This is a genomic window from Zobellella sp. An-6 (assembly GCF_052487945.1).
The window spans coordinates 3177026-3201594 of sequence record NZ_CP199259.1 but is presented as its reverse complement, the minus strand read 5'-3'; the positions used below and the strand labels follow the sequence as shown (position 1 = coordinate 3201594).

Genomic DNA, 24569 nt, shown 5'->3' with positions numbered 1-24569 from the left:
ATACCTCTAGTGATGGAGTTTGGCAAGCCGGCAATGTTATAATATTACAAATGAAGATGTAAAGGCGCTATGCATGACCAAGCTGGTGGAACTGACGGACGTCGGATTGGAAGCCGACGGCAATATCATTCTCGAACGGATTTCATTGACCCTGCATCGCGGCGAGATCCTGACCATCGTCGGCCCCAATGGTGCCGGCAAGAGTTCGCTGGTCAAGCTGGTGCTGCGCTTGCTCGAGGCCAGCCGTGGGCAGCTGTGGTGCAAGCCGGGGCTGCGCATCGGCTATGTGCCCCAGAAATTGCACCTGGATCCGGTATTGCCGCTGACGGTGGCCCGTTTTATGAGCCTGTCGCACGGTCGCCGGCTGACGGTGGCCCAGGCGCTGGCCCGGGTCGGGGCGGAACGACTGGCCGAGCGGGCCATGCAGGCGCTGTCCGGCGGTGAGATGCAACGCATCCTGCTGGCCCGGGCCCTGATGATGGAGCCGGAACTGCTGATCCTGGACGAGCCGGCCCAGGGGGTGGACGTGCACGGCCAGACCGAACTTTATGCGCTGATCAAGCAGCTCAGCGACCAGCTTCACTGCGGTGTGCTGATGGTGTCCCACGATCTGCACCTGGTGATGGCCAGCACCCACAGGGTCATCTGCCTGAACCAGCACATCTGCTGCCACGGCGAGCCGGAGCATGTGGCGCGTCACCCCGAATTCGCCCGCCTGTTCGGTCGCCCCGAACTGACGCAACTGGCGGTGTATACCCACCATCATCATTGCGACGAGGAACATCACGGGGACGTGCGCCATGTGGGATAGTTTTCTGCTTTATGCCCTCCTGGCCGGGCTGGGCATCGCCGTGCTCGCGGGCCCTCTGGGCAGCTTCGTGGTGTGGCGGCGCATGGCCTATTTCGGCGATACCCTGGCCCATTCCTCCCTGCTGGGAGTGGCCATGGGCCTGCTGCTGCATATCGACCTGACCCTGGCGGTGCTGGTGGCCTGCGTGGTGCTGGGGGTGCTGCTGGCGGCGTTGCAGCGGGCCAGCTGGCTGGCCACCGACACCCTGCTCGGCATCCTGGCTCATACCGCCCTGTCCCTCGGCCTGGTGTCCCTGGCCTTTATGGACAATGTGCGGGTTGATCTCATGGCCTACCTGTTCGGGGATCTGCTGGCGATCCAGCCGGTGGATCTGGCCTGGATCTACGGCGGCGGCCTGGTGTTGTTGCTGATCCTGCGCCAGTTCTGGGGGCAGTTGCTCTCGATCACCGTCAGCGAGGAGCTGGCGCGGGTGGAGGGGGTGCGAGTGGAGGCGCTCAAGCTGCTGCTGTTGCTGATGATCAGTGTGCTGATCGCGGTGGCGATGAAGTTTGTGGGTGCGTTGATCATCACCTCGCTGCTGATCATCCCCGCCGCCACCGCCCGCCGTTTCAGCCGGACCCCGGAGCAGATGGCGTGCTATGCCATGGGACTCGGCATGCTGTCGGTGGTGGGGGGGCTGCAGCTTTCCGCCAGCCACGACACCCCCGCGGGCCCTTCCGTGGTGGTGGTGGCCGCCGGCCTCTTCCTGCTGTCCCAATTTTTACCCAAGCGGGGCTAGCCCAGTACCTGGTGCACCCGCGCCCGCAGGGCCGGCAGCTCCTCCTGCTCGAACCAGGGGTTGTCACGCAACCAGCGGCGGTTGCGGGGGGAAGGGTGGGGCAGCGGCAGCCGGTCCGGGGCAAATTCCCGCCAGTGGCGCACCGTGTCGGTGAGGGTGCGGTAGCGGTTGCCCAGGTAATAGCGCTGGGCATACTGGCCGATCAGCAGGGTGAGTTCGATACGGGGCAGGGCGGCCAGTATTTGTTGGTGCCAGGTGGGGGCGCATTCGGGGCGGGGCGGCAGATCGCCGCTCTTGCCCCTGCCCGGGTAGCAGAAGCCCATGGGCATGATGGCGAAGCGCTCGGGGTCGTAGAACTGCTCCCGGCTCACCTCCAGCCACTTACGCAGGGTGTCGCCGGACGGATCGTTCCAGGGGATCCCGGTTTCGTGTACCCGGGTTCCCGGTGCCTGGCCGACGACCAGGATTCGGGCCCCGGCGCCGAGTTGCACCACGGGGCGAGGCCCCAGGGGCAGGAAGGCTTCACACAGCCGGCAGGCCCGCACTTCCCGAAGCAGTTTATCCACCTTCAATAACCCAGGTCGAAGTTGACCACGCCTTCCATCGGCTTGCCCTCGATATATTTCAGGTAGTTGCGGCTGAAGCGGGTCACTATCTGATCCGGGAAGCTGTAACCGGCGTTATGGGGGGTGATCACCACGTTGGGCAGGTCCCACAACGGGCTGTCCGTCGGCAGCGGCTCGGTGGCGAACACATCCAGCACGGCGGCGCCGATGTGGCCGCTGCGCAGGACCTGCACCAGGGCGGTTTCATCCACCGCATCGCCCCGGCCCACGTTGAAGAAAACGGCGCCCGGCCTGATCTGCTTGAGCCGTTCGGCATCGAACAGGCCGCGGGTTTCCGGGGTGGAGGGCAGCACGCTCACCACCACATCCGCCTTGGGCAGCACCTTGTTCAGGGCCTGCACCTGGTAGGTGCGATCGAAGCCAGGTGCCTCCCGGCCGGCGCGGCTCACCCCCAGCACTTCCATCCCGAAATGGCGGGCGGTGGCGGCGATATGCTGGCCGATGCTGCCGGTCCCCAGGATCAGCATGGTCTTGCCATGCAGGCTCTGGTAGGGGACGGGCTGCCAGTTGTGCTGACGCTGCTGTTCCCGGTAGTGGCGCAGGTGGCGGCTGATGGACAGCAGGTGGCCGAAGACGTACTCGCTGATGAGCGGGCCGAAAATGCCGCGGATATTGGTCAGCAGGTAGTCCTGGCGGGTGCCGGGACTGAGCAGCACGTCGACGCCGGCGTAGGTGGACTGAACCCATTTCAACGCGCGGGCGTCCCTGAGCCGGGGCCGGATGCGCGCCGGCTCGCCCAGCAGGATGTCGGCCCGGGCCAGGGCGGCCTGGATGTCCGCTTCTTCCCGCGGGGCCAGTATGGTCAGTCCGGGCAGGTAGGCCCCTTTCAGCAGGGCGTTGTATTCGGCGTTATCCTGACTGAGCAGCAACAGGGTATGATTGGCCATACCTTCTCTCCTCAAGGTGCTTTTTGTACCAGCTTTTTATGAGACAATGGCACAAGCAAAAACTTATACCAGTGTTTCCCGCATAAAGTGTGAGCCCCGGCCGCAAACGGCCAGATTGGCAGCAGTGCGGCGAGCTTAACCACAAGGAACTGCCCGTGTTCGGTGACAAATTTTACAAGAAACTCAACAAGCTGATGCCCTGGCAACAGACGGTGTTCGCCCTGGCCCTGGCCGAGCGCATGTATCCCAACTACCGCCTGTTCAGCGACACCGCCGGCTTCGGTGACGGTGAACGTTTTCGCCATGGCCTGGACGTGCTCTGGACCTACCTCACGGTGAAAGGCTCGCGGGTAGATCTGTCCGCCGAGTTGGAGGCCTTTGAGCAGTACATCCCGGATCCGGCCAGGTTCGACTCCTACGGGGCCTACCCGGCGCTGGACGCCTGCGTGGCCCTGGGGGCGGCCTACCACTCGGTGATCTGCCGCATCGGCGAGGAGGCCTTGGAAGCCAGCAACGCTTCGTTGGGTACGGTGGCCGGCTTTGCCGAGCTGCTGGCGGAGCGGGAACTGAGCGATGAAGAGTTGTACGAGCAGGAGCTGATGGAAACGGAAATGGAGTTTCAGGTGGAGCTGCTTGAGCGGGTGGCCCAACCCCGGGAGGCCGAGGCCATTCTGGCCGTCCGCGACTTCGCCGCCCAGGGCGGGGTATCCAATATCGGCATCAGCCTGCAGGATTAATACTTTTCTTCCTGGATCAGGCTGCCCACCTGCAGCAGCGGCGCCACGTCCAGATCGTTGGCGTTCATCATCGAAGAGATGCGCTGCACCGACGACAGCAGCAGGTTCTGCTCCCAGGCTTCCAGCGCCTGGAACTGCTGGATAAAGCTTTCCTGCAGGGGACGGGGCGCGGTCTTGAGCTTGGCCTTGCCCTCGTCGGTGAGCACGGCGTGCACCTTGCGCTTGTCGGTCTGGCTGCGCTCCCGGCGCACCAGCTGTTTCTGCTCCAGCCGATCGATGATGGTGGTGGCGGTGGCCTGGCTCATATTGGTGGCCTGGGCCAGCTTGCGCATGGTGATGTCGCCGTGCTCGTTGATTGCCTGCATCAACAGCAGCTGGGGTCCGGTGAGTCCGGATGCCTTGCTGAGCTGACGGGAGTGGAGATCGATGGCGCGAATGATTTGACGCAGTGCCACCAGCACTTCTTCATGTTTTTCCAAGATATACCTGCCGCCGGTACCTGCTGAATTTGCGCGCACCTTAGCGCAAATCGCCCCTTGTTAAAAGCCCCGGACACAAGGCGGCCGCTCGACGGCGGTTTTGGCGGCGGGCGCTGGGACTGGCATTCAATTGTATGTACAATTGGACCAGCAGCAGGAGGCCATGTGACCCAATCAACCCCCCTTTACCAGCAGATCAAGCAGCATATCCTCGAACGTATCCAGTCCGGGGAGTATCCGCTGCACCAGCAGATCCCCCCCGAGCAGGAGTTGGCCGGTCATTTCGGCGTCAGCCGGATGACGGCGCACAAGGCGATCCGCGATCTGGTGCAGGAAGGCTACCTGATGCGCCGGGCCGGGCTCGGCACCTTCGTCACCGAGCCCAAGGCCGAGTCGCCGCTGGCGGACATCAACAATATTGCCGACGAGGTGCGCCTGCGGGGGCACGAATACGGCAACCGGGTGCTGCTGCTGGAAAGCATCCGTGCCGACGAGGAAATTGCCCTGCAGATGGGCATGCGGCTCAATGCCCGGGTGTTCCATTCGGTGATGGTACACCTGGAAAACCAGGTGCCGATCCAGGTGGAGGAGCGCTTCGTCAATCCCGTGCTGGCGCCCGATTACCTGAGCTGCGACTTCAGCCGGATGACCCCCAATGCCTACCTGGTGCAGCATTGCCCGCTGTCGGATCTGGAGCATATCGTCGAGGCGCGCCTGGCACCGGCCCAGGTGTGCGACTGGTTGCATATAGGGTCCGAAGAGCCCTGTCTGCTGGTGACCCGACGCACCTGGTCGCTGCACCAGTTGGTGAGTTTTGCCCGGCTCTGGCACCCGGGCAACCGCTACAAGCTGCGTTCCACCCTGAAGCTGGACTGAGCGCCGCCCCGGCGCTCAGGGTTGCGGGCGCAAGCCGGAGTCACAATACTTCCCGCTTCCCGCTTCCCGCTTCCCGCTTCCCGCTTCCCGCTTCCCGCTTCCCGCTTCCCGCTTCCCGCTTCCCGCTTGGGTCAGCGCCACTGGGTCAGCTGCAGATCCAGGCTGTGCTCGCCATCGGTGAGCTGGATTTCACTTTCCTGAAGGGTGGCGAACAGGTCCATGCTGCGGGTGCAGAGTTCGGCCAGCCGGGCCGGCTGGGGATCGGCCAGGTGGTAGATTTCGAGCCGCGGCAGCTGCCCCAGCTCGATCTGGTGTTTGCTCCACCATTCCAGGGCGGAGCGTCCGCCATAGCTGTACACCACCACCCGCTCGGCTCGGGACAGCGCCTGCTTGATGCGCTTGACGCTGGGCTCGCCCAGCTCTACCCACAGCAGGATGCGGCCATCCGCTGCCTTCTGCCACAGTTCGGGTTCGTCGTCGGTGCTGAGTCCCTTGGTAAAGCTCAAATCTTCGCCGGCATGGCGCATAAAGGCCAGCAGCCGCACCATCAGCCGGGTTTCGGTTTCCGACGGATGGCGGGCCACGGTCAGGCTGTGTTCCTGGTAGTAGTGGCGGTGCAGATCACTGATATTCATCCGCACCTTGTGCAGGGTGGCGGTCAGGGCCATGAAAAGATCTCGTTAACAAAAACGTCATCTTAGCGGCAAGACGGGGCGGTATCCAGCCCGACGCGCACCGGCGTCGGGCCGGACCTGGCTCAGGGCGCAATCAGCATGGCGACCGGGATGGCCAGCAGCAGGCTGAGCAGGGCGCGGACAAACCACACCAGCACCAGGGTGCCGACCTTGAGCGGAATACGGGTCGCCAGTATGCAGGGAATCGAGGCCGAGAAGAACAGCACCGACGACACGCACACCACGCCGGCGGCGAAGCGGGCCACGAAGTCGGCCTCGGCCATCAGCAGCGCCGGCAGGAACATCTCCGCCAGCCCCGAGGCGGTGGCCTTGGCGAGCAGCATGCCGTCCTCCAGGCCCCACAGCCAGGTCACCGGATAGAACAGGTAGCCCAGCCAGTCGAACACCGGGGTGTATTTGGCCACCAGCAGGCCGATCAGCCCCACCGACATGATGGACGGCAGTATGCTGATGGTCATCACCAGGCCGTCCTTGAAGTTGTCGAACACGTTGCGGCCGAGGCTGGGGGCCTGCTCGGCCACCTCCAGCCCGTTCTGCCAGGCGGTGGCCAGTCGGTTGCCGGGTTCGCCTTCCGGCTCCCGGTGTTCGGCGCTGTTGTCCATGCGGGAGAGGGGCGGCAGCCGCACCGTGATGGCGGTCACGATAAAGGTGATCAGCAGGGTCAGCCAGAAGTACTGGTTCCAGATCTCCATCAGTCCCAGGGTCTTGGCGACGATGATCATGAAGGTGGCGGAAACGGTGGAGAAGCCGGTGGCGATGATGGCCGCTTCCCGCGCCGAGTAGTGGCCCGCGCTGTACACCCGGTTGGTGATCAGCAGGCCGATGGAATAGCTGCCGACGAAGGAGGCCACCGCATCGATGGCCGAGCGGCCCGGGGTACGCCAGATGGGTTGCATCAGCTTCTGCACCAGGATGCCGATGGCCTCGAGCAGGCCGTACCCCACCAGGAAGGCCAGGAACACCGAGCCGATGGGCACGATCAGTCCCACCGAAATCACCAGCTTGTTGAACAGGAAGGGCAGCATGTCCGGCGCCTGCAGCGCCGCCGGGCCCAGGCCGGTGAGCGCCATCAGGCCCGCCGCCACCCCCAACCATTTCAGTACCAGGAAGACGGCGTCGGTCGGGCTCTGTTTCCAGCGGCCGGTGACCAGCGGATAAACCGCCCCCGCCACTATCATCCCCATGGCATACCAGCCGGCGCCGCTTTCGCCCAGGGCGGCGCGCAGCCAGCCCACCATATGATCCAGCGGTATGCTGGTCCTGCCCTGCAGGGTGATGGGAATAAAGAAAATAAAGATGCCGATGGCGCTCAGACCCAGCAGCCGGCCGATGGCCTTGCCCTGGGGGCGGGATTGTTCCGTAACCTGGTGCATGAGGAGACCTCCTTGTGAGTGATGACTAATGTATATACAAAAATACGCACAATGTTAATCGATTGTCTATTTTTTATGTGATCAGGATCGATAAACCCGGGTTTTTTATCGGGTGGCACTTGCCAAAGGGCGGGTGAAGGTTTAAATGTATATACAAATATCTCTTCAAGGAGTCAGCCATGCCATCGTCATCCCACCGCCTCTGGGTCAATGCCACCCTGTTCGACGGCCTCGATGCCGCCGCCGAGCCCATGGCGGTGGCGGTTAAGGATGGCCGCATCGCCTGGCTGAAGCCCATGAGCGCGCTGAGCGAGGCCGACCGTGCCGGGTTCGAGCTTATCGATGCCGAAGGCCGGCTGCTGACCCCGGGGCTGGTGGACTGCCATACCCATCTGGTGTACGGCGGCAACCGGGCCGGGGAGTTCGAGGCCCGGCTCGAAGGCAAAAGCTATGAAGAGATCGCCCGCGCCGGCGGCGGCATCCTCAGCACGGTGCGGGCCACCCGCGCCGCCTCGGAGGACGAGCTGTACGCCGCCGCCCGCCCGCGCCTCGAAGCGCTGATGGCGGACGGGGTGACCACGGTCGAGATCAAGTCCGGCTACGGCCTGGATGTGGACAACGAACTCAAGATGCTGCGGGTGGCGCGCCGCCTGGGGCGGGAGCTCAAGGTACGGGTGGTCACCACCCTGCTGGGCGCCCACGCCCTGCCGCCGGAATACAAAGACGATGCCGACGGCTATATCGAGCTGGTGTGCCGGCGGATGATCCCGGCCGCCGCCGCCGAAGGGCTGGCGGACGCGGTGGACGTGTTCTGCGAGAACATCGCCTTCTCGGTCGCCCAGTGCGAGCGGGTCTATGCCGCCGCCAAGGCCCATGGCCTGGCCATCAAGGGCCATACCGAGCAGTTGTCCAACCTGGGCGGCAGCGCCGCCGCCGCCCGCGCCGGGGCGCTGTCGGTGGATCATGTGGAATACCTGGACGAGACGGGGGTAAAGGCCCTGGCCGAGGCCGGCACCGTCGCCACCCTGTTGCCCGGCGCCTTCTACATATTGCGCGAAACAAAAGTGCCGCCCATCGCGCTGCTGCGTCGCCACGGGGTGCCCATGGCCCTGGCCACCGACGCCAACCCGGGTACCTCGCCCATCTTCAGCCTGAGGCTGATGCTGAACATGGCCTGCACCCTGTTCCGCCTGACCCCGGTGGAGGCCCTGCGCGGCGTTACCGCCCAGGGCGCCCGGGCCCTGGGCTTGTCGCACGAGTGCGGCCGCATCGTCCCGGGTATGGCCGCGGATCTGTGCCTGTGGGAGACCGACAATTACGCCGAGCTGGCCTACAGCCTGGGCCTGCCCCGGCTCGTTCAACGCATCGTAGCGGGAGAGCCTGCATGAAGACTGACATGACCCCCTGGACCGGCCGGGTCGATCCCGAGCCCGACACCGCCCGCTGGCACCAGCAGGTGCAGCCGCTGGAACAGGCCCGGAATCCGGGCGCCGTGCTGATCGGCTTTGGCTGTGACGAAGGGGTACGCCGCAACAAGGGCCGCGTCGGCGCCGCCAAGGGCCCGGCGGCCATGCGCCGGATGCTGGGCAGCCTGGCCTGGCACCAGGGCATGGCCGTGTTCGACGCCGGCGACGTGGTCTGCCAGGACGAGGACCTGGAAGGGGCCCACCAGGCCCTGTCCGCCCGGGTGAGCCAGGCGCTGGATCTGGGCCATTTCCCCATCGTGATGGGCGGCGGCCATGAGGTGGCCTTCGGCTCCTGGTCTGGTCTGGCCGCGCATCTGGCGCCACGCGAGCAGAGCCCGCGCATCGGCATCATCAACTTCGACGCCCACTTCGATCTGCGCGACCCCGGCTTCGTGGTGTCGTCCGGCACCCCCTTTGCCCAGATCGCCGAGGCGAGCGCGCAGCGGGGCTGGCCCTTCCAGTATGCCTGCCTGGGGGTGAGCCGGGCCGCCAACACCCAGAACCTGTTCCGGCGCGCCGAAGAGCTCGGGGTGCTGGCATGGGAAGACAGGGCCATGACGGCGGCGACCCTGCCCCGGCTGCAGCAGGAGGTGGCGGACTTTATCGGTCGCTGCGACCACCTCTACCTGACCATCGACATCGATGTGTTCCCCGCCGCCCAGGCGCCCGGCGTGAGTGCGCCGGCGGCCCGGGGGGTGGGGCTGGATTTGATTGAACCCGTAATTGAACAGATCAAGGCCAGTGGCAAGCTCCGGCTCGCCGATTTGGCCGAGCTCAACCCCGAGTATGACGTGGATGGCCACACGGCCAGGCTGGCGGCTCGGTTGATTCATACTTTGACACTGTAAAGAGGGAAACCCACATGTCACAACAAAACGATCGTCACGCTCCTGGCCGTGTTATCAAGGTGCCGACCGGCGTCAACAAGGTGTGCAAAAGCTGGCTGACCGAAGCCGCCTACCGCATGCTGCACAACAACCTGCACCCGGACGTGGCCGAGCGGCCCGAGGATCTGGTGGTGTACGGCGGTATCGGCCGCGCCGCCCGCAACTGGCCCTGCTTCGACCGCATCGTCGACGTGCTCAAGCGGCTGGAAGACGACGAGACCTTGCTGATCCAGTCCGGCAAGCCGGTGGGCGTGTTCAAGACCCACGCCGACGCGCCGCGGGTGCTGCTGGCCAACTCCAACCTGGTGCCGGCCTGGGCCAACTGGGAGCACTTCAACGAGCTGGACAAGAAAGGCCTGATGATGTACGGCCAGATGACCGCCGGCTCCTGGATCTACATCGGCTCCCAGGGTATCGTCCAGGGCACCTACGAGACCTTCGTCGAGGCCGGTCGCCAGCACTATGACGGCAACCTCAAGGGCCGCTGGATCCTCACCGCCGGCCTGGGCGGCATGGGTGGCGCCCAGCCCCTGGCGGCGACCCTGGCCGGCGCATGCTCGCTCAACATCGAGTGCCAGCAGTCCAGCATCGACTTCCGCCTGCGCACCCGCTACCTGGACGAGCAGGCCGAGAGCCTGGATGACGCCCTGGCCCGCATCGAGCGCTACACCGCCGAGGGCAAGGCGATTTCCATCGGCCTGTGCGCCAATGCCGCCGACGTGCTGCCCGAACTGGTCAGGCGCGGCGTCAAGCCCGACATGGTCACCGACCAGACCAGCGCCCACGATCCGCTGCACGGCTACCTGCCCCAGGGCTGGAGCTGGGAGGAGTACGTGGTGCGTGGCAAGAGCCAGCCCGAGGCCACCGTCAAGGCGGCCAAGCAGTCCATGGCGGTGCACGTGCAGGCCATGCTCGACTTCCAGCAGATGGGCGTGCCCACCTTCGACTACGGCAACAACATCCGCCAGATGGCGCTGGAAGAGGGCGTCAAGAATGCCTTCGACTTCCCCGGCTTCGTCCCGGCCTATATCCGTCCGCTGTTCTGCCAGGGCATAGGTCCCTTCCGCTGGGTGGCCCTGTCCGGCGATCCGGAGGACATCTACAAGACCGACGCCAAGGTGAAGGAGCTGATCCCCGACAACCCGCACCTGCACAACTGGCTGGACATGGCGCGCGAGCGCATCAGCTTCCAGGGCCTGCCCGCCCGTATCTGCTGGGTCGGCCTGAAAGACCGTGCCCGCCTGGGCCTGGCCTTCAACGAGATGGTCAAGAACGGCGAACTCAAGGCGCCCATCGTGATCGGCCGTGACCACCTGGACTCCGGCTCCGTCGCCAGCCCCAACCGGGAAACCGAGGCGATGATGGACGGCTCCGATGCCGTCAGTGACTGGCCGCTGCTGAACGCCCTGCTCAACACCGCCGGTGGCGCCACCTGGGTGTCCCTGCACCACGGCGGCGGGGTCGGCATGGGGTTCAGCCAGCACTCGGGCGTGGTGATCGTGGCCGACGGTACCGACGCCGCCGCCGCACGCCTGGGCCGGGTGCTGCGTAACGACCCGGGCACCGGCGTGATGCGCCACGCCGACGCGGGTTATGATATCGCCATCAACTGCGCCCGTGAGAACGACCTGGACCTGCCCATGGTGAACAAGGACTAATTTATGAGCACTCTGACTATCCATCCCGGAAAAATGACCCTGGCGCAGATGCGCCAGGCCTATGAACAGCCCGTGAAGCTGGCGCTGGATCCTGCGGTGCACGGCACCATCCAGGCCTCGGTCGACTGCGTCAACCGCATGGTGGCGGAAGACCGCACCGTGTACGGCATCAACACCGGGTTCGGCCTGCTGGCCAATACCCGCATCAAACCGGAAGACCTGGAAACCCTGCAGCGCTCCCTGGTGCTGTCCCACGCCACCGGCCTGGGGGCGCTGGTCAGCGACGAGCTGGTGCGACTGATCATGGTGCTCAAGATCAACAGCCTGGCCCGTGGCTACTCCGGCATCCGCCTGCAGGTGCTGGAGGCGCTGATGGCGCTGGTCAACCACGGCGTCTACCCCTGCATCCCCGGCAAGGGCTCCGTCGGCGCCTCCGGCGACCTGGCGCCCCTGGCGCACATGAGCTGCGTGTTGCTGGGCGAGGGCCAGGCCCGCTACCAGGGCGAGATCATCAGCGCCGGCCAGGCGCTGGAGATCGCCGGCCTGAAGCCGATGGGCCTGGCGCCCAAGGAAGGCCTGGCGCTGCTGAACGGTACCCAGGTGTCCACCGCCTTCGCCCTGCGCGGCCTGTTCGAGGCGGAAGACCTGTTCGCCAGCGCCGTGGTGGTGGGCGGCCTGACGGTGGAAGCCACCCTGAGCTCCCGTCGGCCCTTCGATGCCCGCATCCACGAGGTGCGCGGCCAGGCCGGCCAGATCGACGCCGCCGCCGCCTACCGCCATGTGCTGGGCGAGCAGAGTGACATCAGCAAGACCCATGTCAACTGTGCCAAGGTGCAGGATCCCTACTCCCTGCGCTGCCAGCCCCAGGTGATGGGCGCCTGCCTGACCCAGCTGCGCCAGGCCGCCGAGGTGCTGCTGATCGAGGGCAACGCGGTGTCCGACAACCCCCTGGTGTTCGCCGAGGACAACGATGTCATCTCCGGCGGCAACTTCCACGCCGAGCCGGTGGCCATGGCGGCGGACAACATCGCCCTGGCGATTGCCGAGATCGGCTCCCTGAGCGAGCGGCGGGTATCGCTGATGATGGACACCCACATGTCGGGCCTGCCGCCCTTCCTGGTGGAAAACGGCGGCGTCAACTCCGGCTTCATGATCGCCCAGGTCACCGCCGCGGCCCTGGCGTCCGACAACAAGGCGCTGGCCCACCCGCACTCGGTGGACTCGCTGCCCACCTCCGCCAACCAGGAAGACCACGTTTCCATGGCCCCCAACGGCGGTCGCCGGCTGTGGGACATGGTGGAAAACAGCCGGGGCGTGCTGGCCATCGAATGGCTGGCGGCCTGCCAGGGCCTGGATTTCCGCGGCGGCCTCAAGACCACGGCCCCACTGGAGCTGGCCCGCCAGACCCTGCGGGAGAAGGTGAGCTACTACGACAAGGACCGCTTCTTCGCCCCCGACATCGAGCAGGCCGACGCCCTGCTCAAGGCGGGCACCCTGAGCCGCCTGATCCTGCCGGACCTGCTGCCCAGTCACTGAGCACGACTCCGCTTGCGGGGGATTTTACGGGGCTGCTTCGGCAGCCCTGTTTTTTTATCCAGCACCTTCGTGCTAGACTCGCGCACCTTGTCAGCCGGGGAGGGCGGTCGATGGCGGATTTCAGAACCCATATCCAGGTGGCCACCGTGGCCAGCGGCCTGCTGGCCGGCGCCATGGTGTGGGCCCAGCAACTGACCCTGGCCGAGGGGGTACTGCTGTGGCTGGCCGGTACCCTGGGCGGCATACTGCCGGATATCGATGCCGACAGCTCCCGCTCCCTGCGCATCCTGTTCCGGCTGTTCGGCGTGCTGGCGGCCCTGCTGGCCTTGCTCTACGGCCGGGAGCGTCTGGCGCTCACCGATACCCTGGTGCTGGGTGCCGCCGCCTACGGCGTTGTCCGCTATCCCCTGTGCTGGGTCTTCGCCCGTTTCACGGTGCACAGGGGCAGTCTGCATTCGCTGCTGGCCAACGGGGTGTTCGCCCTGGCCGTGGTGGTGATCGGTCACCGGCTGTTCGGGCTGACGGCCGCGCTCGCCTGGGAGACCGGCGCCTTCGTCTTTGTCGGCGCCTTTATCCACCTGCTGCTGGACGAGCTGTACAGCATCGACCTGGAAGGGCGGCGCATCAAGAAGTCCTTCGGCACCGCCCTGAAACTGGTCGAGTGGCGCGCGCCCCTGGCCAACCTGTTGCTGCTCGCCCTGCTGGCGGGCGGCTGGTGGCTGGCGCCCGCCTCGCCCGGCCTGCTGGCGCGGCTATTGCCGCTTTCCCAGTTCTGGTAATATAACGCCGCTGGCAGGCCCTGCCGTTTTCTTAATCCTTGTCTCGAACAGGGACAGTGGCCGGGTACCGCTAAGCAGACCCTCCGCGCCGGGATGGCGCGGCTGAGCCCTCAGGGGGCGAGTTTTCTCGCCGTGACGAGTGGTTTCAGCCTGACCGAACATCCAGTGAATGTTCGCAGCAGGCTGAAACCGCGAGTGTCATATCCTCACGGCGTGTCTGTGTGCGGTACCCGGTCAATGGAGCATCATGAAGAAGCGGTGACTCAAGTAGAAACACAATAATCCCAGGGGCCGACTTCCAGTACAGGTTCAACATTCCACACACAGGACACACCGATGAGTCTTGCAGACAAGGTATTGGCCGTTAACAACGACCTTCCCATCCGTACCCGCCAGCCGGTGCACAGCGGCAAGGTACGCTCCGTCTACTGGCTGACCGAAGAGGACAGCCGCCGCCTGATCGAGGAAAAGGGCTATGACGTGGCGCCCGACGCGCCCCTGGCCATCATGGTGATCAGCGATCGTATCTCCGCCTTCGACTGCATCTGGCACGGGGAGGGCGGTCTCAACGGGGTACCCGGCAAGGGCGCGGCGCTCAATGCCATCTCCAACCACTGGTTCCGGCTGTTCAAGGAGCGGGGCCTGGCCGACAGCCATATCCTCGACATCCCCCATCCCTTCGTGTGGATAGTACAGAAGGCTACCCCGGTGAAGATAGAAGCCATCTGCCGCCAGTACATCACCGGCTCCATGTGGCGCAGCTACGCCAAGGGCGAGCGGGAATTCTGCGGCATCCGCCTGCCGGATGGCCTGCAAAAGGATCAGAAGCTGCCCGAGCTGCTGATGACGCCCTCTACCAAGGGCATCCTCAGGGGCATTCCCGGGGTGCCGGAGGCGGACGACGTCAACATCACCCGCCGGAATATCGAAGACGACTTCGCCGCCTTCAACTTCAGGAGCAAGGACGATATCGGCCTGTACGAGCGGCTGCTGAAGGAAGGCTTCGAGGTGATCAGCCAGGAGCTGGCCAAGCTCGACCAGATCTTCGTGGATACCAAGTTCGAGTTCGGCTATGTCACCGACGCGGCGGGCAACGAGAAGCTGATCTACATGGACGAGGTGGGTACCCCCGACTCGTCCCGCATCTGGGACGGCCCCGCCTGGCGGGAAGGGCGCATCGTGGAAAACTCCAAGGAGGACTTCCGCCAGGTGCTGCTCAACCACTTTCCGGACCCGGACATCCTGCTCAACAAGGACCGCATGCCCGAGCGCGAGGCCCTGGCACGGGACAACGCCCTACCGGCCGAGGTGCTGATGGATGTGTCCCGCACCTATGTGGGCATCGCCGAGAAGATCACCGGCCAGAAGCTTCAACTTTCCGACCATCCCAAGGCGGATATCATCGCCATACTGCGCGACCAGTACGATCTGATCGACTGAGCTCCAGCCTGAACGAAAAAAAACCCGGGACATCCCGGGTTTTTTGTGGTTGGCGGCAAACGCTGGCTCAGCGGGTGCCAAACACCACTATGGTCTTGCCGTGGGCGGAGATGAGGTTCTGCTCTTCCAGCATCTTCAGGATACGGCCCACGGTCTCCCGGGAGCAGCCCACGATCTGGCCGATTTCCTGGCGGGTGATCTTGATCTGCATGCCGTCCGGGTGGGTCATGGCGTCAGGCTGGCGGGCCAGGTTGAGCAGGGTTTCGGCGATGCGGCCGGTCACGTCGAGGAAGGCCAGGTCGCCCACCTTCTGGCTGGTGCTCTGCAGCCGCTTGGCCATCTGGCCCGACAGCCGCACCAGGATTTCCGGATTCACCTGGATCAGCTGGCGGAACTTCTTGTAGGAGATCTCGGCCACTTCGCAAGGGGTCTTGGCTCGAACCCAGGCGGTGCGCACCGGGTTTTCGGTTTCCTCGAACAGACCCAGTTCCCCCATGAAGTCGCCCTGGTTCAGGTAGGACAGGATCATCTCCTTGCCGTCCTCGTCCTTGATCAGCACCGCCACCGAGCCTTTGACGATGTAGTAGAGGGTTTCGGCCTTCTCTCCCGCATGGATCAGTGAGCTTTTGGCCGGATATTTATGAATATGGCAATGTGACAGAAACCATTCCAGGGTAGGGTCACTTTGGGACTTGCCGATAGCCATGAATTTTCCTCTTGATTGACTCGGGCTGAAAGCCTGGCCAGCAGGCTGCCTTGCCTTACTTCGTAGATAATCCGCTAGCATAAAAGGCTTGTGACCCGCCATCAAGAGCCTTGGGGCTTTTATCCGGCTCGTCGGCATCTGGCCGATAGGATAAGATGCGGTTTTTTTCAATGGGAGCAGTTATGAAAGCCAATGTCCGCTGGTTGGAAGGCATGTGTTTCGAAGGTTTGTCCGAGTCCGGGCACCGGATAGTGCTGGACGGCACCAATCCGGGCCAGGGCCCGAGCCCGATGGAGGCGGTGCTGCTGGGCGCCGGTGGCTGCAGCGCCATCGACGTGGTGTCCATCCTGGAGAAGGGGCGCCAGCGGGTGACCGGTTGCGAGGTGGAGCTGGACGCGGACAGGGCCGAAAATCCGCCCCGGGTCTTTACCCGTATCCGGCTGCATTTCGTGGTGACCGGCCAGGCGCTGCCCGAGAAGCAGGTGGCCCGGGCGGTGGAGCTGTCCATGAAGAAGTACTGCTCGGTGATGAAGATGCTGGAAAAGGCGGTGGAGGTCTCCTCTTCCTTCGAGATCCGGGCCGCCTGAGGCCCCCGACTGGGAGGCGGCGTCGGGGCCTTTCCTTTGGCCGACTCATACCAGTGAAACAGAGGGCCCTGTCAACAAACAGCAGGCCCGGCACCGCCGGGCCTGTTTGCGTTTAGCGGATCTTGCCGGTTTCCAGCAGTTGTTCGATCAGCGGCCGCAGGATCAGTTCCATGGCGAAGCCCATCTTGCCGCCGGGCACCACTATGGTGTTGCGCCGGGACATGAAGGAGCCGTCGATCATCGCCAGCAGGTAGGGGAAGTCGACGTTCTTGATGCCGCGAAAGCGGATCACCATCATGCTCTCGTCCAGGGTGGGAATGATCTTGGCGCTGAAGGGGTTGGAGGTGTCCACCGTCGGCACCCGCTGGAAGTTGATATGGGTGCGGGAGAACTGGGGGGTGATGAAGTTGATGTAATCCTCCATCGAACGGACGATGGAGTCGGTCACCGCCTCCCGGGAGTGGCCGCGTTCGGCGGTGTCGCGGATCAGCTTCTGGATCCATTCCAGGTTGACGATGGGCACCATGCCCACCAGCAGGTCCACGTGCTGGGCCACGTTCTGATCCTCGGTGACCACGCCGCCGTGCAGCCCCTCGTAGAACAGCAGGTTGGTGTCGTCGGCAAGCTTCTGCCAGGGGGTGAAGGTGCCCGGCATCTGGTTGAAGGGCACGGCTTCGTCGAAGGTGTGCAGGTAGCGGCGGAACTGGCCGGTGCCGGTATCGCCGTATTCCTTGAAAAACTGCTCCAGCAGTTCGAAATCGTTGGCTTCAGGACCGAAATAACTGATGTGCCGGCCTTGCTCCCGGGCGCGACGAATGGCCACGTCCATCTCCGGCCGGGTATAGCGGTGGAAGCTGTCGCCTTCCAGAATGGCGGCCTTGACCCCGAGCTGGGCGAACATGGACTGGAACACCTCGGTGGAGGTGGAGGTGCCGGCACCCGAGGAGCCGGTAACCGCAATAATGGGGTGCTTGGCGGACATAAAAAAACCTGAAATTGAATGAACTGTGAATGTTTATACGCAGGGGCCCGGCCCCAGGTCAAGGCTTGTGATGGAGGCGGGCGGCCGGCACTATGTTGACGCTGTCGTGCAGCTCGCTGTAGACGATGATCGCCTCTCCACGCTTAAGCTGCTGTTTTACCTGGGCAACTTTTTCATCGAGCGGCACCTCCTGGTCACCGTATTCGGTGCCTTCCTGCAGCACGAAATGCTCGATCAGGTTGGTGAGGGTGTCCTCGCCCAGTTCGGTAAAGGGAATAATCATGCTTGCTCCTGATAGGGGGGCCAGTGTCCGTCCAGCCAGTCGGGCACCCGCAGCTCCAGCCAGTAGCGGGGGCGCCAGGGCGGACCCTGCATAAAGCCGACATGGCCGCCGGTGCTGCTCAATTCATAGGTGACCGCCGGCGGCAGCTGGCTGGCGTCGGGGATCACCGCCTCCGTCATAAAGGGATCGTCGGCGGCGTGGATGAGCAGGGTGGGGGTGCTGATGGCCGCCAACCGGTTCAGGCCGGAGCAGCGGCGGTAATAATCCTCGGCATCGGCAAAGCCGTGCACCGGGGCGGTCACCCTGTCGTCGAACTCGCGCAGGCTGCGGATGGCCGCCAGGCTGCCCTGCCACTGGTGGTGGGGATGGCGACTGAGCCGCTCACGCCAGTTGTGCTTCAGCCGCCCCAGCAGGTAACGCTGGTAGCAGCGGGAAAAGCCGCGGTTGATGCGATCGGCGCAGGCCGACAGCTGCAGGGGCGCGGAGATCACCACGGCGGCGCAGAGCGGGTTGCGCGGCTGGGCCGCCAGGTAGTTGACCAGCATGTTGCCGCCGAGGGAGTAACCGATGGCCGCCATGGGGCGCTCGGGGTAACGGCGGCGCAACAGCTCGAGCACATAGTGGGGATCCTCTGTGGCCCCCGAGTGATAGGCCTGCAGGTGGCGGTTGGGCTCGCCGCTGCAGCCGCGAAAGTGCATCAAGACCGCCTGCCAGCCCCGCTGTTGCAGGGCGGCCATCATGCCCCTGGCGTAGTGGGACTCGGCACAGCCCTCCAGGCCGTGGAACAGCACCACCAGCGGGCGGCTCTCGTGCTGCCGGGGCAGCGCCCAGGCCAGGTCCACGAAATCCCCGTCCGGCAGCTCCAGCCGCTCGCGCCGGGTGCGGATCCGGGCGCGATGCAGATATTTGGCCAGTATGGTCTGCACATGGGGGTTGGCGGCCCACCAGGGAGAGGTGAATCGGCTGGGGTGGATCATGATTTCCTGCTATTGCTCCGGGTTGGCCGGCGAATCCGGGACTGCGTTCATCGCTGCCGGGCCACAGACAGATAAAATACTGGGCGCTGCGCACAAAATCGAGTAAAACAATATCCTTCTTGTTTGTATACAGCATCGACACCATGGATTTTGCCCTGATCGGCTCCGTCGCCGGTTTCGCCCTGGCCACCTGCGGTACTCCCGGCCCCAACAACATGCTGCTGACCAGCTCCGGTACCCGCTTCGGTTACCGGCCCACCCTGAAGCTGCTGCTGGGCATCATGCTCGGCCTGCAGAGCCTGATGCTGCTCACCGCCCTGGGGCTGGGCCAGCTGTTCATGCTGTGGCCGCTGCTGCAATGGGCGCTGAAGATAGCCGGCAGTCTCTATCTGCTGTGGCTGGCATACCGGATAGGCAGCGCTCCGCCCCCGGGCGACAACGACGCCGGGCAGGGCATGCGCTGGCATCAGGGCGCTCTGTTCCAGTTTCTCAACCCCAAGTCCTGGCTGATGGCCATTTCGGCGATCAGCGGCTTTACCCTGGCCGGGGAGCAGTATTGGCCGTCGGCGGTGCTGGTGCTGGTGGTATTCCTGTTCTTCGGGGTAGTGACCGGCCATGTCTGGGCCCTGTTCGGTATCCATGTCCGGCGCTGGCTGCATACGGCCCGGGATTGGCGGTGTTTTAACCTGCTGATGGCGACCCTGACCGCGGCCAGCGTGCTGATGATCTGGCGCTGATCCGGTTTTTGCGCTTAATCGTTCGAGTTTGACGGCAAAGGGTGTAGAATCTGGGCGTTTTTTGTCCCCTAGACCAAGGCTGTCATGGTTTCAGACACAGATATATTCAAAGACATCCGCCCCTACCAGGATGATGAGGTAGCGGCGGCCATCCAGCGGTTGATCCGCGACGACGAGTTTATCGGCGCCATTGCCAAGTACCGCTTTTCCGGCCTGTCCCGCTGGGGCGGGGCCGCCATCAGGTCCCTGATCCGCTGCTATCTGGGCTGGCGCTGGCGCAAGGTGAACAGCATCCGCCAGGTACAGCTGGAAGTGGCGACCTACATGGAAAAGATGATAGCGCGCACCACCTCCGGCGTGACCTACTCCGGCCTGGAGAACATCAAGCCCGGGGTGGGCTACCTGTTCATCTCCAACCACAGGGACATCGCCCTGGATCCGGCCTTCGTCAACTGGGGCCTGCACAGTCACGGCCTGGACACGGTGCGCATCGCCATCGGCGACAACCTGCTGCGCAAGCCCTGCGCCACCGAGCTGATGAAGCTGAACAAGAGCTTTATTGTCAAGCGCTCGGCCAAGGGGCCGCGGGAGATGATGAAGGCGTTCGGCGAACTGTCCGCCTACCTGCGCCACTCCATCGACGAGGGCCATTCCATCTGGATCGCCCAGAAGGAAGGACGGGCCAAGGACGGGGACGACAAGACGGACCCGGCCATCCTCAAGATGTTCTACATGGACGGCAAGAAACGCCAGATCCCCTTTGCGGACTACATCCGCAGCCTGAACCTGGTGCCGGTGTCCATTTCCTACGAGTATGATCCCGGCGACCTGGCCAAGGCCCGGGAGCTGCACGCCAAGGCCACCCACGGCGCCTACGAGAAGAGCGAGTTCGAGGATATCCAGAGCATAGTGCAGGGCATCGTCGGCCAGAAGGGACGGGTGCACGTGACCTTCGGCCAGCCGGTGCACGGCGACTTCGACAACGCCGACGAACTGGCGGCGGCCATCGACAAGGAGATCCACGCCAACTACCACCTCTTTCCCAGCAACCTGCTGGCGGCGGGCCAGACCGCCCAGGTGGACCCGGCGGCGGCCGAGGTGTTCGAACGCCATATGGCCCAGATCCCCGGCGAGCTGCGCGAGCGGGTGCTGTCCATGTACGCCCGGCCGGTGCTGAACAAGGAAGCCTGAGGGAGAGCGGCGTGCGGCGACTGACGGCAAGCCGGCTGAGCGGCCTGCGGGTGTTCGCGGTGGCCGCCCGCCACCAGAGCTATTCGGCGGCGGCGGCGGAGCTGTGCGTCACCCAGGCCGCGGTCAGCCAGCAGATCCGCAACCTGGAGCAATCCCTCGGCTGCCGGTTGTTCCGCCGCAGGGGGGCCGGCATGCGGCTGACCGAGCAGGGCGAGGCGCTGCTGCCCTTTGTCGAGCAGGGCCTCGCCCTGCTGCGGCAGGGCCTGGAGCAACTGGCGCCGTCCACCGCCGGGCCCCTGGTCATCAGCGTGCTGCCGTCCCTGGCGGCACGCTGGCTGATGCCCAGGCTATGGCGTTTCGCCGAAGCCCACCCCGATATCGAGATCCGCCTGCAGCCCAGCCAGCAACTGGCCGACTTTTCCGGCGGCCAGGTCGATCTGGCCATCCGCTACGGCCGGGGCCAGTACCCGGAGCTCGCCTGCGAGCTGCTGATGGCGGACACCGCCTTTCCGGTGTGCAGCCCGGCCCTGGCCGGGCGGCTCGGCTCCCTGGATGAGCTGGCGGGCGTGCCCCTGGTGACGGCGCCGGAATACGCCGGGGTGAGCTGGGCCCACTGGCTGGCGCTGGCCGGCCGGCCCGAACTGCTCGCCCGTTGCCGGCAACTGAGGGTGGACGACGGCAGCCTGGCGCTGGACATGGTGCTGGCGGGGCAGGGAGTGGCCCTGAGCCGTTCGGTGCTGGTGGCGGATCTGCTGCGCGAGGGCCGGCTGTGCCGTCCCTTCGTGCCTGAGCTCAAGCCCCTGCACCAGTACTACCTGGTGTGGCGGCCCGACTCTCCCCGCCTGACGCAGATAGCCGCCTTCTGCCGCTGGTTGCAGCTGGAAGCGGCGGCGGAAGACTGGGACGCAGGGCACAGCGCCGGGCCCTGATAAAGTAAAAAGCCCTCCCACACTGGCATGTGGGAGGGCTTTTGCCGTGGACGCGGGTTATTGCTGTTCCCGTTCGATGGCGCGGTAGGCGATGTCGTTGCGGTAGAAGACGCCGTCCCATTCGATCTGGCGGGTCACCGCATAGGCGTTGGCCTGGGCCTCGGTCACGGTATGGCCCAGGGCGGTGGCGCACAGCACCCGGCCGCCGGAGGTGACCAACTCGCCGTCCTTGAACTTGGTGCCGGCGTGGAACACCTTGCTGCCCTCGGTTTCGGCGGGGATGCCGGTGATGGCGTCGCCCTGGCGATAATGGCCCGGGTAGCCGCCCGCCGCCAGCACCACGCCCACCGAGGCGCGCGGGTCGAATTCGGCGGTCACTTTGTCCAGCCCGCCCTGGCAACCGGCCAGGCACAGCTCCACCAGATCCGACTGCAGGCGCAGCATGATCGGCTGGGTCTCGGGGTCGCCGAAGCGGCAGTTGAACTCGATCACCTTGGGCTGGCCGCTCTTGTCGATCATCAGGCCGGCGTAGAGGAAACCCTTGTAGACGTGGCCTTCTTCCGCCATACCGCGCACCGTGGGCATGATCACCTGCGCCATGATGCGGTCGTGGATTTCGGAGGTGACCACGGGGGCGGGGCTGTAGGCGCCCATGCCGCCGGTGTTGGGGCCGGTGTCGCCGTCGCCGACACGCTTGTGATCCTGGCTGGTGGCCATGGGCAGCACGTGCTCGCCGTCCACCATCACGATAAAGGAGGCTTCCTCGCCGTCGAGGAACTCCTCGATCACCACCCGGCTGCCGGCGTCACCGAAGGCGTTGCCGGCCAGCATGTCGCGTACCGCCGCCTCGGCCTCTTCCAGGGTCATGGCGACGATAACGCCCTTGCCCGCGGCCAGGCCGTCGGCTTTGACCACGATGGGGGCGCCCTGCTCGCGCAGGTAGGCCAGCGCCGGCTCCACCTGGGTGAAGTTTTGGTAGGCGGCGGTGGGGATCCGGTGCCGGGCCAGGAAGTCCTTGGTGAAGGCCTTGGAGCCTTCGAGCTGGGCGGCGGCGGCGCTGGGGCCGAAGATGGTCAGGCCTTCGGCCTCGAAGGCGTCGACCACCCCGGCCACCAGCGGGGCCTCGGGGCCCACTATGGTCAGGCCGATCTGCTCTTTTTTGGCGAAGGCCAGCAGATCCTTGATGTCGGTGGCGGAGATGGCCACGTTGGTGAGGCTGGGCTCGAGCTCGGTGCCGGCGTTGCCGGGGGCCACGAATACCTGGCTTACCTTGGGAGACTGGGCGGCTTTCCAGGCCAGGGCGTGTTCACGACCGCCACCGCCGATAACCAATACCTTCATGGTCTGTTCCTTAAAATCGGTTCGAAGATAGTGTCTGTTTTGTGCCGCGCGAGACTGGCAGGGTCGGCACGCCGACACGCTGCAAGTACATCCATGTAAGCTCGACGGCGGCATCCCTGCCGCCGACGGTCGGCTTAGCCGACCCTGCCAGTCCTGCTTTCAATACCTGGTGTTGCCTGCTGAACATGCCATGCAGGCGCATCCGGCACAGAAGGATAATCAGTGCCGGAAATGGCGCATACCGGTAAACACCATGGCCATGCCGTGCTCGTCGGCGGCCTGGATCACCTCTTCGTCGCGCATGGAGCCACCGGGCTGGATCACGCAGCTGATGCCGGCGGCGGCGGCGGCGTCGATGCCGTCACGGAAGGGGAAGAAGGCGTCGGAGGCCATCACGGATCCTTCCACCTGCAGGCCTTCGTCGGCGGCCTTGATGCCGGCGATCCTGGCGGAGTAGACGCGGCTCATCTGGCCGGCGCCCACGCCGATGGTCTGGCCGCCTTTAGCGTAGACGATGGCGTTGGATTTGACGTACTTGGCCACCTTCCAGCAGAACAGTAGATCCTGCAGCTCCTCGGCGGTGGGCTGGCGCTTGCTGACCACCTTGAGGTCGGCCGGCTCCACCATGCCCTGGTCGCGATCCTGCACCAGGATGCCGCCGTTGACGCGCTTGATGTCCAGGCCCCGGGTCTTGCCGGCCCACTGGCCGCACTCCAGCAGGCGCACGTTCTTTTTGTCGGACACGGCCGCTTTCGCCTCGGCGCTGATGCTGGGGGCGATGATCACCTCCACGAACTGGCGCTCGATAATGGCACGGGCGGTGGCCTCGTCCAGCTCGCGGTTGAAGGCGATGATGCCGCCGAAGGCGGAGGTGGGGTCGGTCTGGTAGGCGCGGTCGTAGGCCTCCAGAATGTCCTTGCCCAGGGCCACGCCGCAGGGGTTGGCGTGCTTGACGATAACGCAGGCCGGCTCATCGAATTCCTTCACGCACTCCAGGGCGGCGTCGGTATCGGCGATGTTGTTGTAGGACAGCTCCTTGCCCTGCAGCTGGGTGGCGGTGGCGACCGAGGCCTCGTCCACCTGGTTCTCCACGTAGAAGGCGGCGGCCTGGTGGCTGTTTTCGCCGTAGCGCAGATCCTGCTTCTTGGTGAACTGGTAGTTGATGGTGCGGGGGAACCTGGAGCCCTCTGCGGCCTCGTGGTAGGCCGGCACCATGGTGCCGAAGTAGTTGGCGATCATGCCGTCGTACTGGGCGGTGTGCTCGAAGGCGGCAATGGCCAGGCTGAAGCGGGTGGCCTGGGTCAGGCTGTTGCCGTTGGTGTCCATCTCGGCCAGCAGGCGGTCGTAGTCGCCGGCGTTGACCACGATGGCCACGTCGTTGTGGTTCTTGGCCGCGGCGCGGACCATGGTGGGGCCGCCGATATCGATGTTCTCGATGGCGTCTTCCAGGGTGCAGTCAGGCTTGGCCACGGTGTTGGCGAAGGGGTAGAGGTTGACCACCACCATGTCGATGGGCAGGATACCGTGCTCGGCCATGATGGCATCGTCCTGGCCGCGGCGACCGAGGATGCCGCCGTGCACCTTGGGGTGCAGGGTCTTGACCCGACCGTCCATCATCTCCGGAAAGCCGGTATAGTCGGACACTTCGGTCACGGGCAGGCCCTGGTCGGCCAGCAGGCGGGCGGTGCCGCCGGTGGACAGCAGCTCCACGCCGCGGGCCTGCAGGCCGCGGGCGAACTCCAGGATGCCTTGTTTGTCGGACACACTCAGCAGAGCACGGCGAATGGGTCGAGCAGTTTCCATTATGT

At 65.0% G+C, this 24569-nt stretch carries 25 protein-coding genes; 14 read left to right on the top strand and 11 right to left on the bottom strand.

All coding sequences use genetic code 11. The features are described 5' to 3' along the window. Positions 1–73 precede the first annotated feature (73 nt). Positions 74–811 (top strand): zinc ABC transporter ATP-binding protein ZnuC, encoded by a 738-nt coding sequence (gene znuC, locus ACT7DK_RS14955; RefSeq protein WP_445400511.1) that lies wholly within the window; start codon positions 74–76, stop codon positions 809–811. Beyond that, positions 801–1589: a zinc ABC transporter permease subunit ZnuB gene (znuB, locus tag ACT7DK_RS14950; RefSeq protein ID WP_445400509.1), complete on the top strand. Its 789-nt coding sequence runs from the start codon at positions 801–803 to the stop codon at positions 1587–1589. Before znuC ends, znuB begins: the two co-directional genes overlap by 11 nt. Here znuB and ACT7DK_RS14945 read toward each other — a convergent pair. Then, entirely contained in the window at positions 1586–2155 is a 570-nt protein-coding gene (locus ACT7DK_RS14945) for a uracil-DNA glycosylase family protein (RefSeq protein WP_445400507.1), read from the bottom strand. The genes znuB and ACT7DK_RS14945 overlap by 4 nt on opposite strands. A 2-nt stretch (positions 2156–2157) precedes the next feature. Beyond that, a complete protein-coding gene (locus ACT7DK_RS14940) occupies positions 2158–3102 on the bottom strand; it encodes a D-2-hydroxyacid dehydrogenase (protein ID WP_445400505.1) in 945 nt (314 codons plus the stop codon). A 155-nt stretch (positions 3103–3257) separates the two neighbouring features. On the opposite strand from ACT7DK_RS14940, the gene ACT7DK_RS14935 reads away from it, so the two are divergent. Next, positions 3258–3839, top strand: a complete 582-nt coding sequence (locus ACT7DK_RS14935; protein ID WP_445400503.1) for a YjaG family protein — start codon at positions 3258–3260, stop codon at positions 3837–3839. Here the strand turns inward: ACT7DK_RS14935 and ACT7DK_RS14930 are convergent. Beyond that, positions 3836–4318 carry a MarR family winged helix-turn-helix transcriptional regulator gene (locus ACT7DK_RS14930; protein WP_445400501.1) on the bottom strand — a complete coding sequence of 161 codons (483 nt, stop codon included), beginning with the start codon at positions 4316–4318 and terminating at the stop codon, positions 3836–3838. The genes ACT7DK_RS14935 and ACT7DK_RS14930 overlap by 4 nt on opposite strands. Before the next feature lie 165 nt (positions 4319–4483). On the opposite strand from ACT7DK_RS14930, the gene hutC reads away from it, so the two are divergent. Then, positions 4484–5194, top strand: a complete 711-nt coding sequence (gene hutC, locus ACT7DK_RS14925; protein WP_445400499.1) for a histidine utilization repressor — start codon at positions 4484–4486, stop codon at positions 5192–5194. Between the two features lie 131 nt (positions 5195–5325). Here hutC and ACT7DK_RS14920 read toward each other — a convergent pair whose 3' ends face one another. After that, entirely contained in the window at positions 5326–5862 is a 537-nt protein-coding gene (locus tag ACT7DK_RS14920) for a YaeQ family protein (RefSeq protein ID WP_445400497.1), read from the bottom strand. An 89-nt stretch (positions 5863–5951) separates the two neighbouring features. Further along, positions 5952–7262, bottom strand: a complete 1311-nt coding sequence (locus ACT7DK_RS14915) for a YjiH family protein (RefSeq protein WP_445400495.1) — start codon at positions 7260–7262, stop codon at positions 5952–5954. 179 nt (positions 7263–7441) lie between these two features. Here ACT7DK_RS14915 and hutI point away from each other — a divergent pair, with 179 nt between their 5' ends. The 6 genes from hutI to ACT7DK_RS14885 all read left to right on the top strand — a co-directional run bounded on the left by hutI (position 7442) and on the right by ACT7DK_RS14885 (position 15028). Beyond that, on the top strand, positions 7442–8650 hold the full coding sequence (gene hutI, locus ACT7DK_RS14910) for an imidazolonepropionase (RefSeq protein ID WP_445400493.1): 1209 nt from the start codon (positions 7442–7444) through the stop codon (positions 8648–8650). Beyond that, complete coding sequence (hutG, locus tag ACT7DK_RS14905) at positions 8647–9576, top strand: formimidoylglutamase (protein ID WP_445400491.1); 930 nt, start codon at positions 8647–8649, stop codon at positions 9574–9576. The genes hutI and hutG overlap by 4 nt, the downstream gene beginning before the upstream one ends. A 14-nt stretch (positions 9577–9590) precedes the next feature. Then, positions 9591–11273, top strand: a complete 1683-nt coding sequence (hutU, locus tag ACT7DK_RS14900) for a urocanate hydratase (protein ID WP_445400489.1) — start codon at positions 9591–9593, stop codon at positions 11271–11273. Positions 11274–11276: 3 nt separating this feature from the next. Beyond that, entirely contained in the window at positions 11277–12809 is a 1533-nt protein-coding gene (gene hutH / locus ACT7DK_RS14895; RefSeq protein ID WP_445400487.1) for a histidine ammonia-lyase, read from the top strand. Positions 12810–12919: 110 nt separating this feature from the next. Further along, the gene (locus ACT7DK_RS14890; protein ID WP_445400485.1) at positions 12920–13588 is read left to right on the top strand and encodes a metal-dependent hydrolase; all 669 of its coding nucleotides are present in this window, start codon (positions 12920–12922) and stop codon (positions 13586–13588) included. Between the two features lie 336 nt (positions 13589–13924). After that, positions 13925–15028: a phosphoribosylaminoimidazolesuccinocarboxamide synthase gene (locus tag ACT7DK_RS14885; RefSeq protein WP_445400483.1), complete on the top strand. Its 1104-nt coding sequence runs from the start codon at positions 13925–13927 to the stop codon at positions 15026–15028. 67 nt (positions 15029–15095) lie between these two features. Here the strand turns inward: ACT7DK_RS14885 and crp are convergent, their stop codons facing one another. Then, on the bottom strand, positions 15096–15734 hold the full coding sequence (gene crp, locus ACT7DK_RS14880; RefSeq protein ID WP_094039917.1) for a cAMP-activated global transcriptional regulator CRP: 639 nt from the start codon (positions 15732–15734) through the stop codon (positions 15096–15098). A gap of 182 nt (positions 15735–15916) precedes the next feature. On the opposite strand from crp, the gene ACT7DK_RS14875 reads away from it, so the two are divergent. Further along, complete coding sequence (locus ACT7DK_RS14875) at positions 15917–16321, top strand: OsmC family protein (RefSeq protein WP_445400481.1); 405 nt, start codon at positions 15917–15919, stop codon at positions 16319–16321. Positions 16322–16433: 112 nt separating this feature from the next. On the opposite strand, the gene ACT7DK_RS14870 is transcribed toward ACT7DK_RS14875, so the two are convergent. From ACT7DK_RS14870 to ACT7DK_RS14860, 3 genes are read right to left on the bottom strand one after another with little or no spacing between them, the layout of a single operon-like run. Continuing rightward, entirely contained in the window at positions 16434–17303 is an 870-nt protein-coding gene (locus ACT7DK_RS14870) for a phosphoribulokinase (protein WP_445400479.1), read from the bottom strand. A gap of 58 nt (positions 17304–17361) precedes the next feature. Then, on the bottom strand, positions 17362–17586 hold the full coding sequence (locus ACT7DK_RS14865) for a YheU family protein (RefSeq protein WP_445400477.1): 225 nt from the start codon (positions 17584–17586) through the stop codon (positions 17362–17364). Then, positions 17583–18563: a hydrolase gene (locus ACT7DK_RS14860; protein ID WP_445400475.1), complete on the bottom strand. Its 981-nt coding sequence runs from the start codon at positions 18561–18563 to the stop codon at positions 17583–17585. The genes ACT7DK_RS14865 and ACT7DK_RS14860 overlap by 4 nt, the downstream gene beginning before the upstream one ends. A gap of 143 nt (positions 18564–18706) precedes the next feature. Here ACT7DK_RS14860 and ACT7DK_RS14855 point away from each other — a divergent pair, with 143 nt between their 5' ends. From ACT7DK_RS14855 to ACT7DK_RS14845, 3 genes are all read left to right on the top strand, one after another. Beyond that, positions 18707–19300 (top strand): LysE family translocator, encoded by a 594-nt coding sequence (locus ACT7DK_RS14855; protein ID WP_445400473.1) that lies wholly within the window; start codon positions 18707–18709, stop codon positions 19298–19300. An 84-nt stretch (positions 19301–19384) separates the two neighbouring features. Next, positions 19385–20491: a 1-acyl-sn-glycerol-3-phosphate acyltransferase gene (locus ACT7DK_RS14850; RefSeq protein WP_445400471.1), complete on the top strand. Its 1107-nt coding sequence runs from the start codon at positions 19385–19387 to the stop codon at positions 20489–20491. A gap of 11 nt (positions 20492–20502) precedes the next feature. Then, on the top strand, positions 20503–21420 hold the full coding sequence (locus tag ACT7DK_RS14845; RefSeq protein ID WP_445400469.1) for a LysR substrate-binding domain-containing protein: 918 nt from the start codon (positions 20503–20505) through the stop codon (positions 21418–21420). A gap of 57 nt (positions 21421–21477) precedes the next feature. On the opposite strand, the gene purD is transcribed toward ACT7DK_RS14845, so the two are convergent. Further along, positions 21478–22761 (bottom strand): phosphoribosylamine--glycine ligase, encoded by a 1284-nt coding sequence (purD, locus tag ACT7DK_RS14840; RefSeq protein ID WP_445400467.1) that lies wholly within the window; start codon positions 22759–22761, stop codon positions 21478–21480. Positions 22762–22980: 219 nt separating this feature from the next. After that, positions 22981–24564 (bottom strand): bifunctional phosphoribosylaminoimidazolecarboxamide formyltransferase/IMP cyclohydrolase, encoded by a 1584-nt coding sequence (purH, locus tag ACT7DK_RS14835; RefSeq protein ID WP_445400465.1) that lies wholly within the window; start codon positions 24562–24564, stop codon positions 22981–22983. Positions 24565–24569 lie beyond the last annotated feature (5 nt).

What these genes read in the sequence shown, in the direction of transcription:
- znuC (WP_445400511.1), top strand. Translation starts at nt 74, where the DNA reads ATGACCAAGCTGGTGGAACTGACGGACGTCGGATTGGAAGCCGACGGC.
- ACT7DK_RS14870 (WP_445400479.1), bottom strand. Translation starts at nt 17,303, where the DNA reads ATGTCCGCCAAGCACCCCATTATTGCGGTTACCGGCTCCTCGGGTGCC.
- purH (WP_445400465.1), bottom strand. Translation starts at nt 24,564, where the DNA reads ATGGAAACTGCTCGACCCATTCGCCGTGCTCTGCTGAGTGTGTCCGAC.
- hutG (WP_445400491.1), top strand. Translation starts at nt 8,647, where the DNA reads ATGAAGACTGACATGACCCCCTGGACCGGCCGGGTCGATCCCGAGCCC.
- purD (WP_445400467.1), bottom strand. Translation starts at nt 22,761, where the DNA reads ATGAAGGTATTGGTTATCGGCGGTGGCGGTCGTGAACACGCCCTGGCC.
- ACT7DK_RS14940 (WP_445400505.1), bottom strand. Translation starts at nt 3,102, where the DNA reads ATGGCCAATCATACCCTGTTGCTGCTCAGTCAGGATAACGCCGAATAC.
- hutH (WP_445400487.1), top strand. Translation starts at nt 11,277, where the DNA reads ATGAGCACTCTGACTATCCATCCCGGAAAAATGACCCTGGCGCAGATG.
- ACT7DK_RS14920 (WP_445400497.1), bottom strand. Translation starts at nt 5,862, where the DNA reads ATGGCCCTGACCGCCACCCTGCACAAGGTGCGGATGAATATCAGTGAT.
- ACT7DK_RS14875 (WP_445400481.1), top strand. Translation starts at nt 15,917, where the DNA reads ATGAAAGCCAATGTCCGCTGGTTGGAAGGCATGTGTTTCGAAGGTTTG.
- ACT7DK_RS14865 (WP_445400477.1), bottom strand. Translation starts at nt 17,586, where the DNA reads ATGATTATTCCCTTTACCGAACTGGGCGAGGACACCCTCACCAACCTG.
- crp (WP_094039917.1), bottom strand. Translation starts at nt 15,734, where the DNA reads ATGGCTATCGGCAAGTCCCAAAGTGACCCTACCCTGGAATGGTTTCTG.
- hutU (WP_445400489.1), top strand. Translation starts at nt 9,591, where the DNA reads ATGTCACAACAAAACGATCGTCACGCTCCTGGCCGTGTTATCAAGGTG.
- ACT7DK_RS14850 (WP_445400471.1), top strand. Translation starts at nt 19,385, where the DNA reads ATGGTTTCAGACACAGATATATTCAAAGACATCCGCCCCTACCAGGAT.
- ACT7DK_RS14890 (WP_445400485.1), top strand. Translation starts at nt 12,920, where the DNA reads ATGGCGGATTTCAGAACCCATATCCAGGTGGCCACCGTGGCCAGCGGC.
- znuB (WP_445400509.1), top strand. Translation starts at nt 801, where the DNA reads ATGTGGGATAGTTTTCTGCTTTATGCCCTCCTGGCCGGGCTGGGCATC.
- ACT7DK_RS14915 (WP_445400495.1), bottom strand. Translation starts at nt 7,262, where the DNA reads ATGCACCAGGTTACGGAACAATCCCGCCCCCAGGGCAAGGCCATCGGC.
- hutI (WP_445400493.1), top strand. Translation starts at nt 7,442, where the DNA reads ATGCCATCGTCATCCCACCGCCTCTGGGTCAATGCCACCCTGTTCGAC.
- ACT7DK_RS14855 (WP_445400473.1), top strand. Translation starts at nt 18,707, where the DNA reads ATGGATTTTGCCCTGATCGGCTCCGTCGCCGGTTTCGCCCTGGCCACC.
- ACT7DK_RS14860 (WP_445400475.1), bottom strand. Translation starts at nt 18,563, where the DNA reads ATGATCCACCCCAGCCGATTCACCTCTCCCTGGTGGGCCGCCAACCCC.
- ACT7DK_RS14885 (WP_445400483.1), top strand. Translation starts at nt 13,925, where the DNA reads ATGAGTCTTGCAGACAAGGTATTGGCCGTTAACAACGACCTTCCCATC.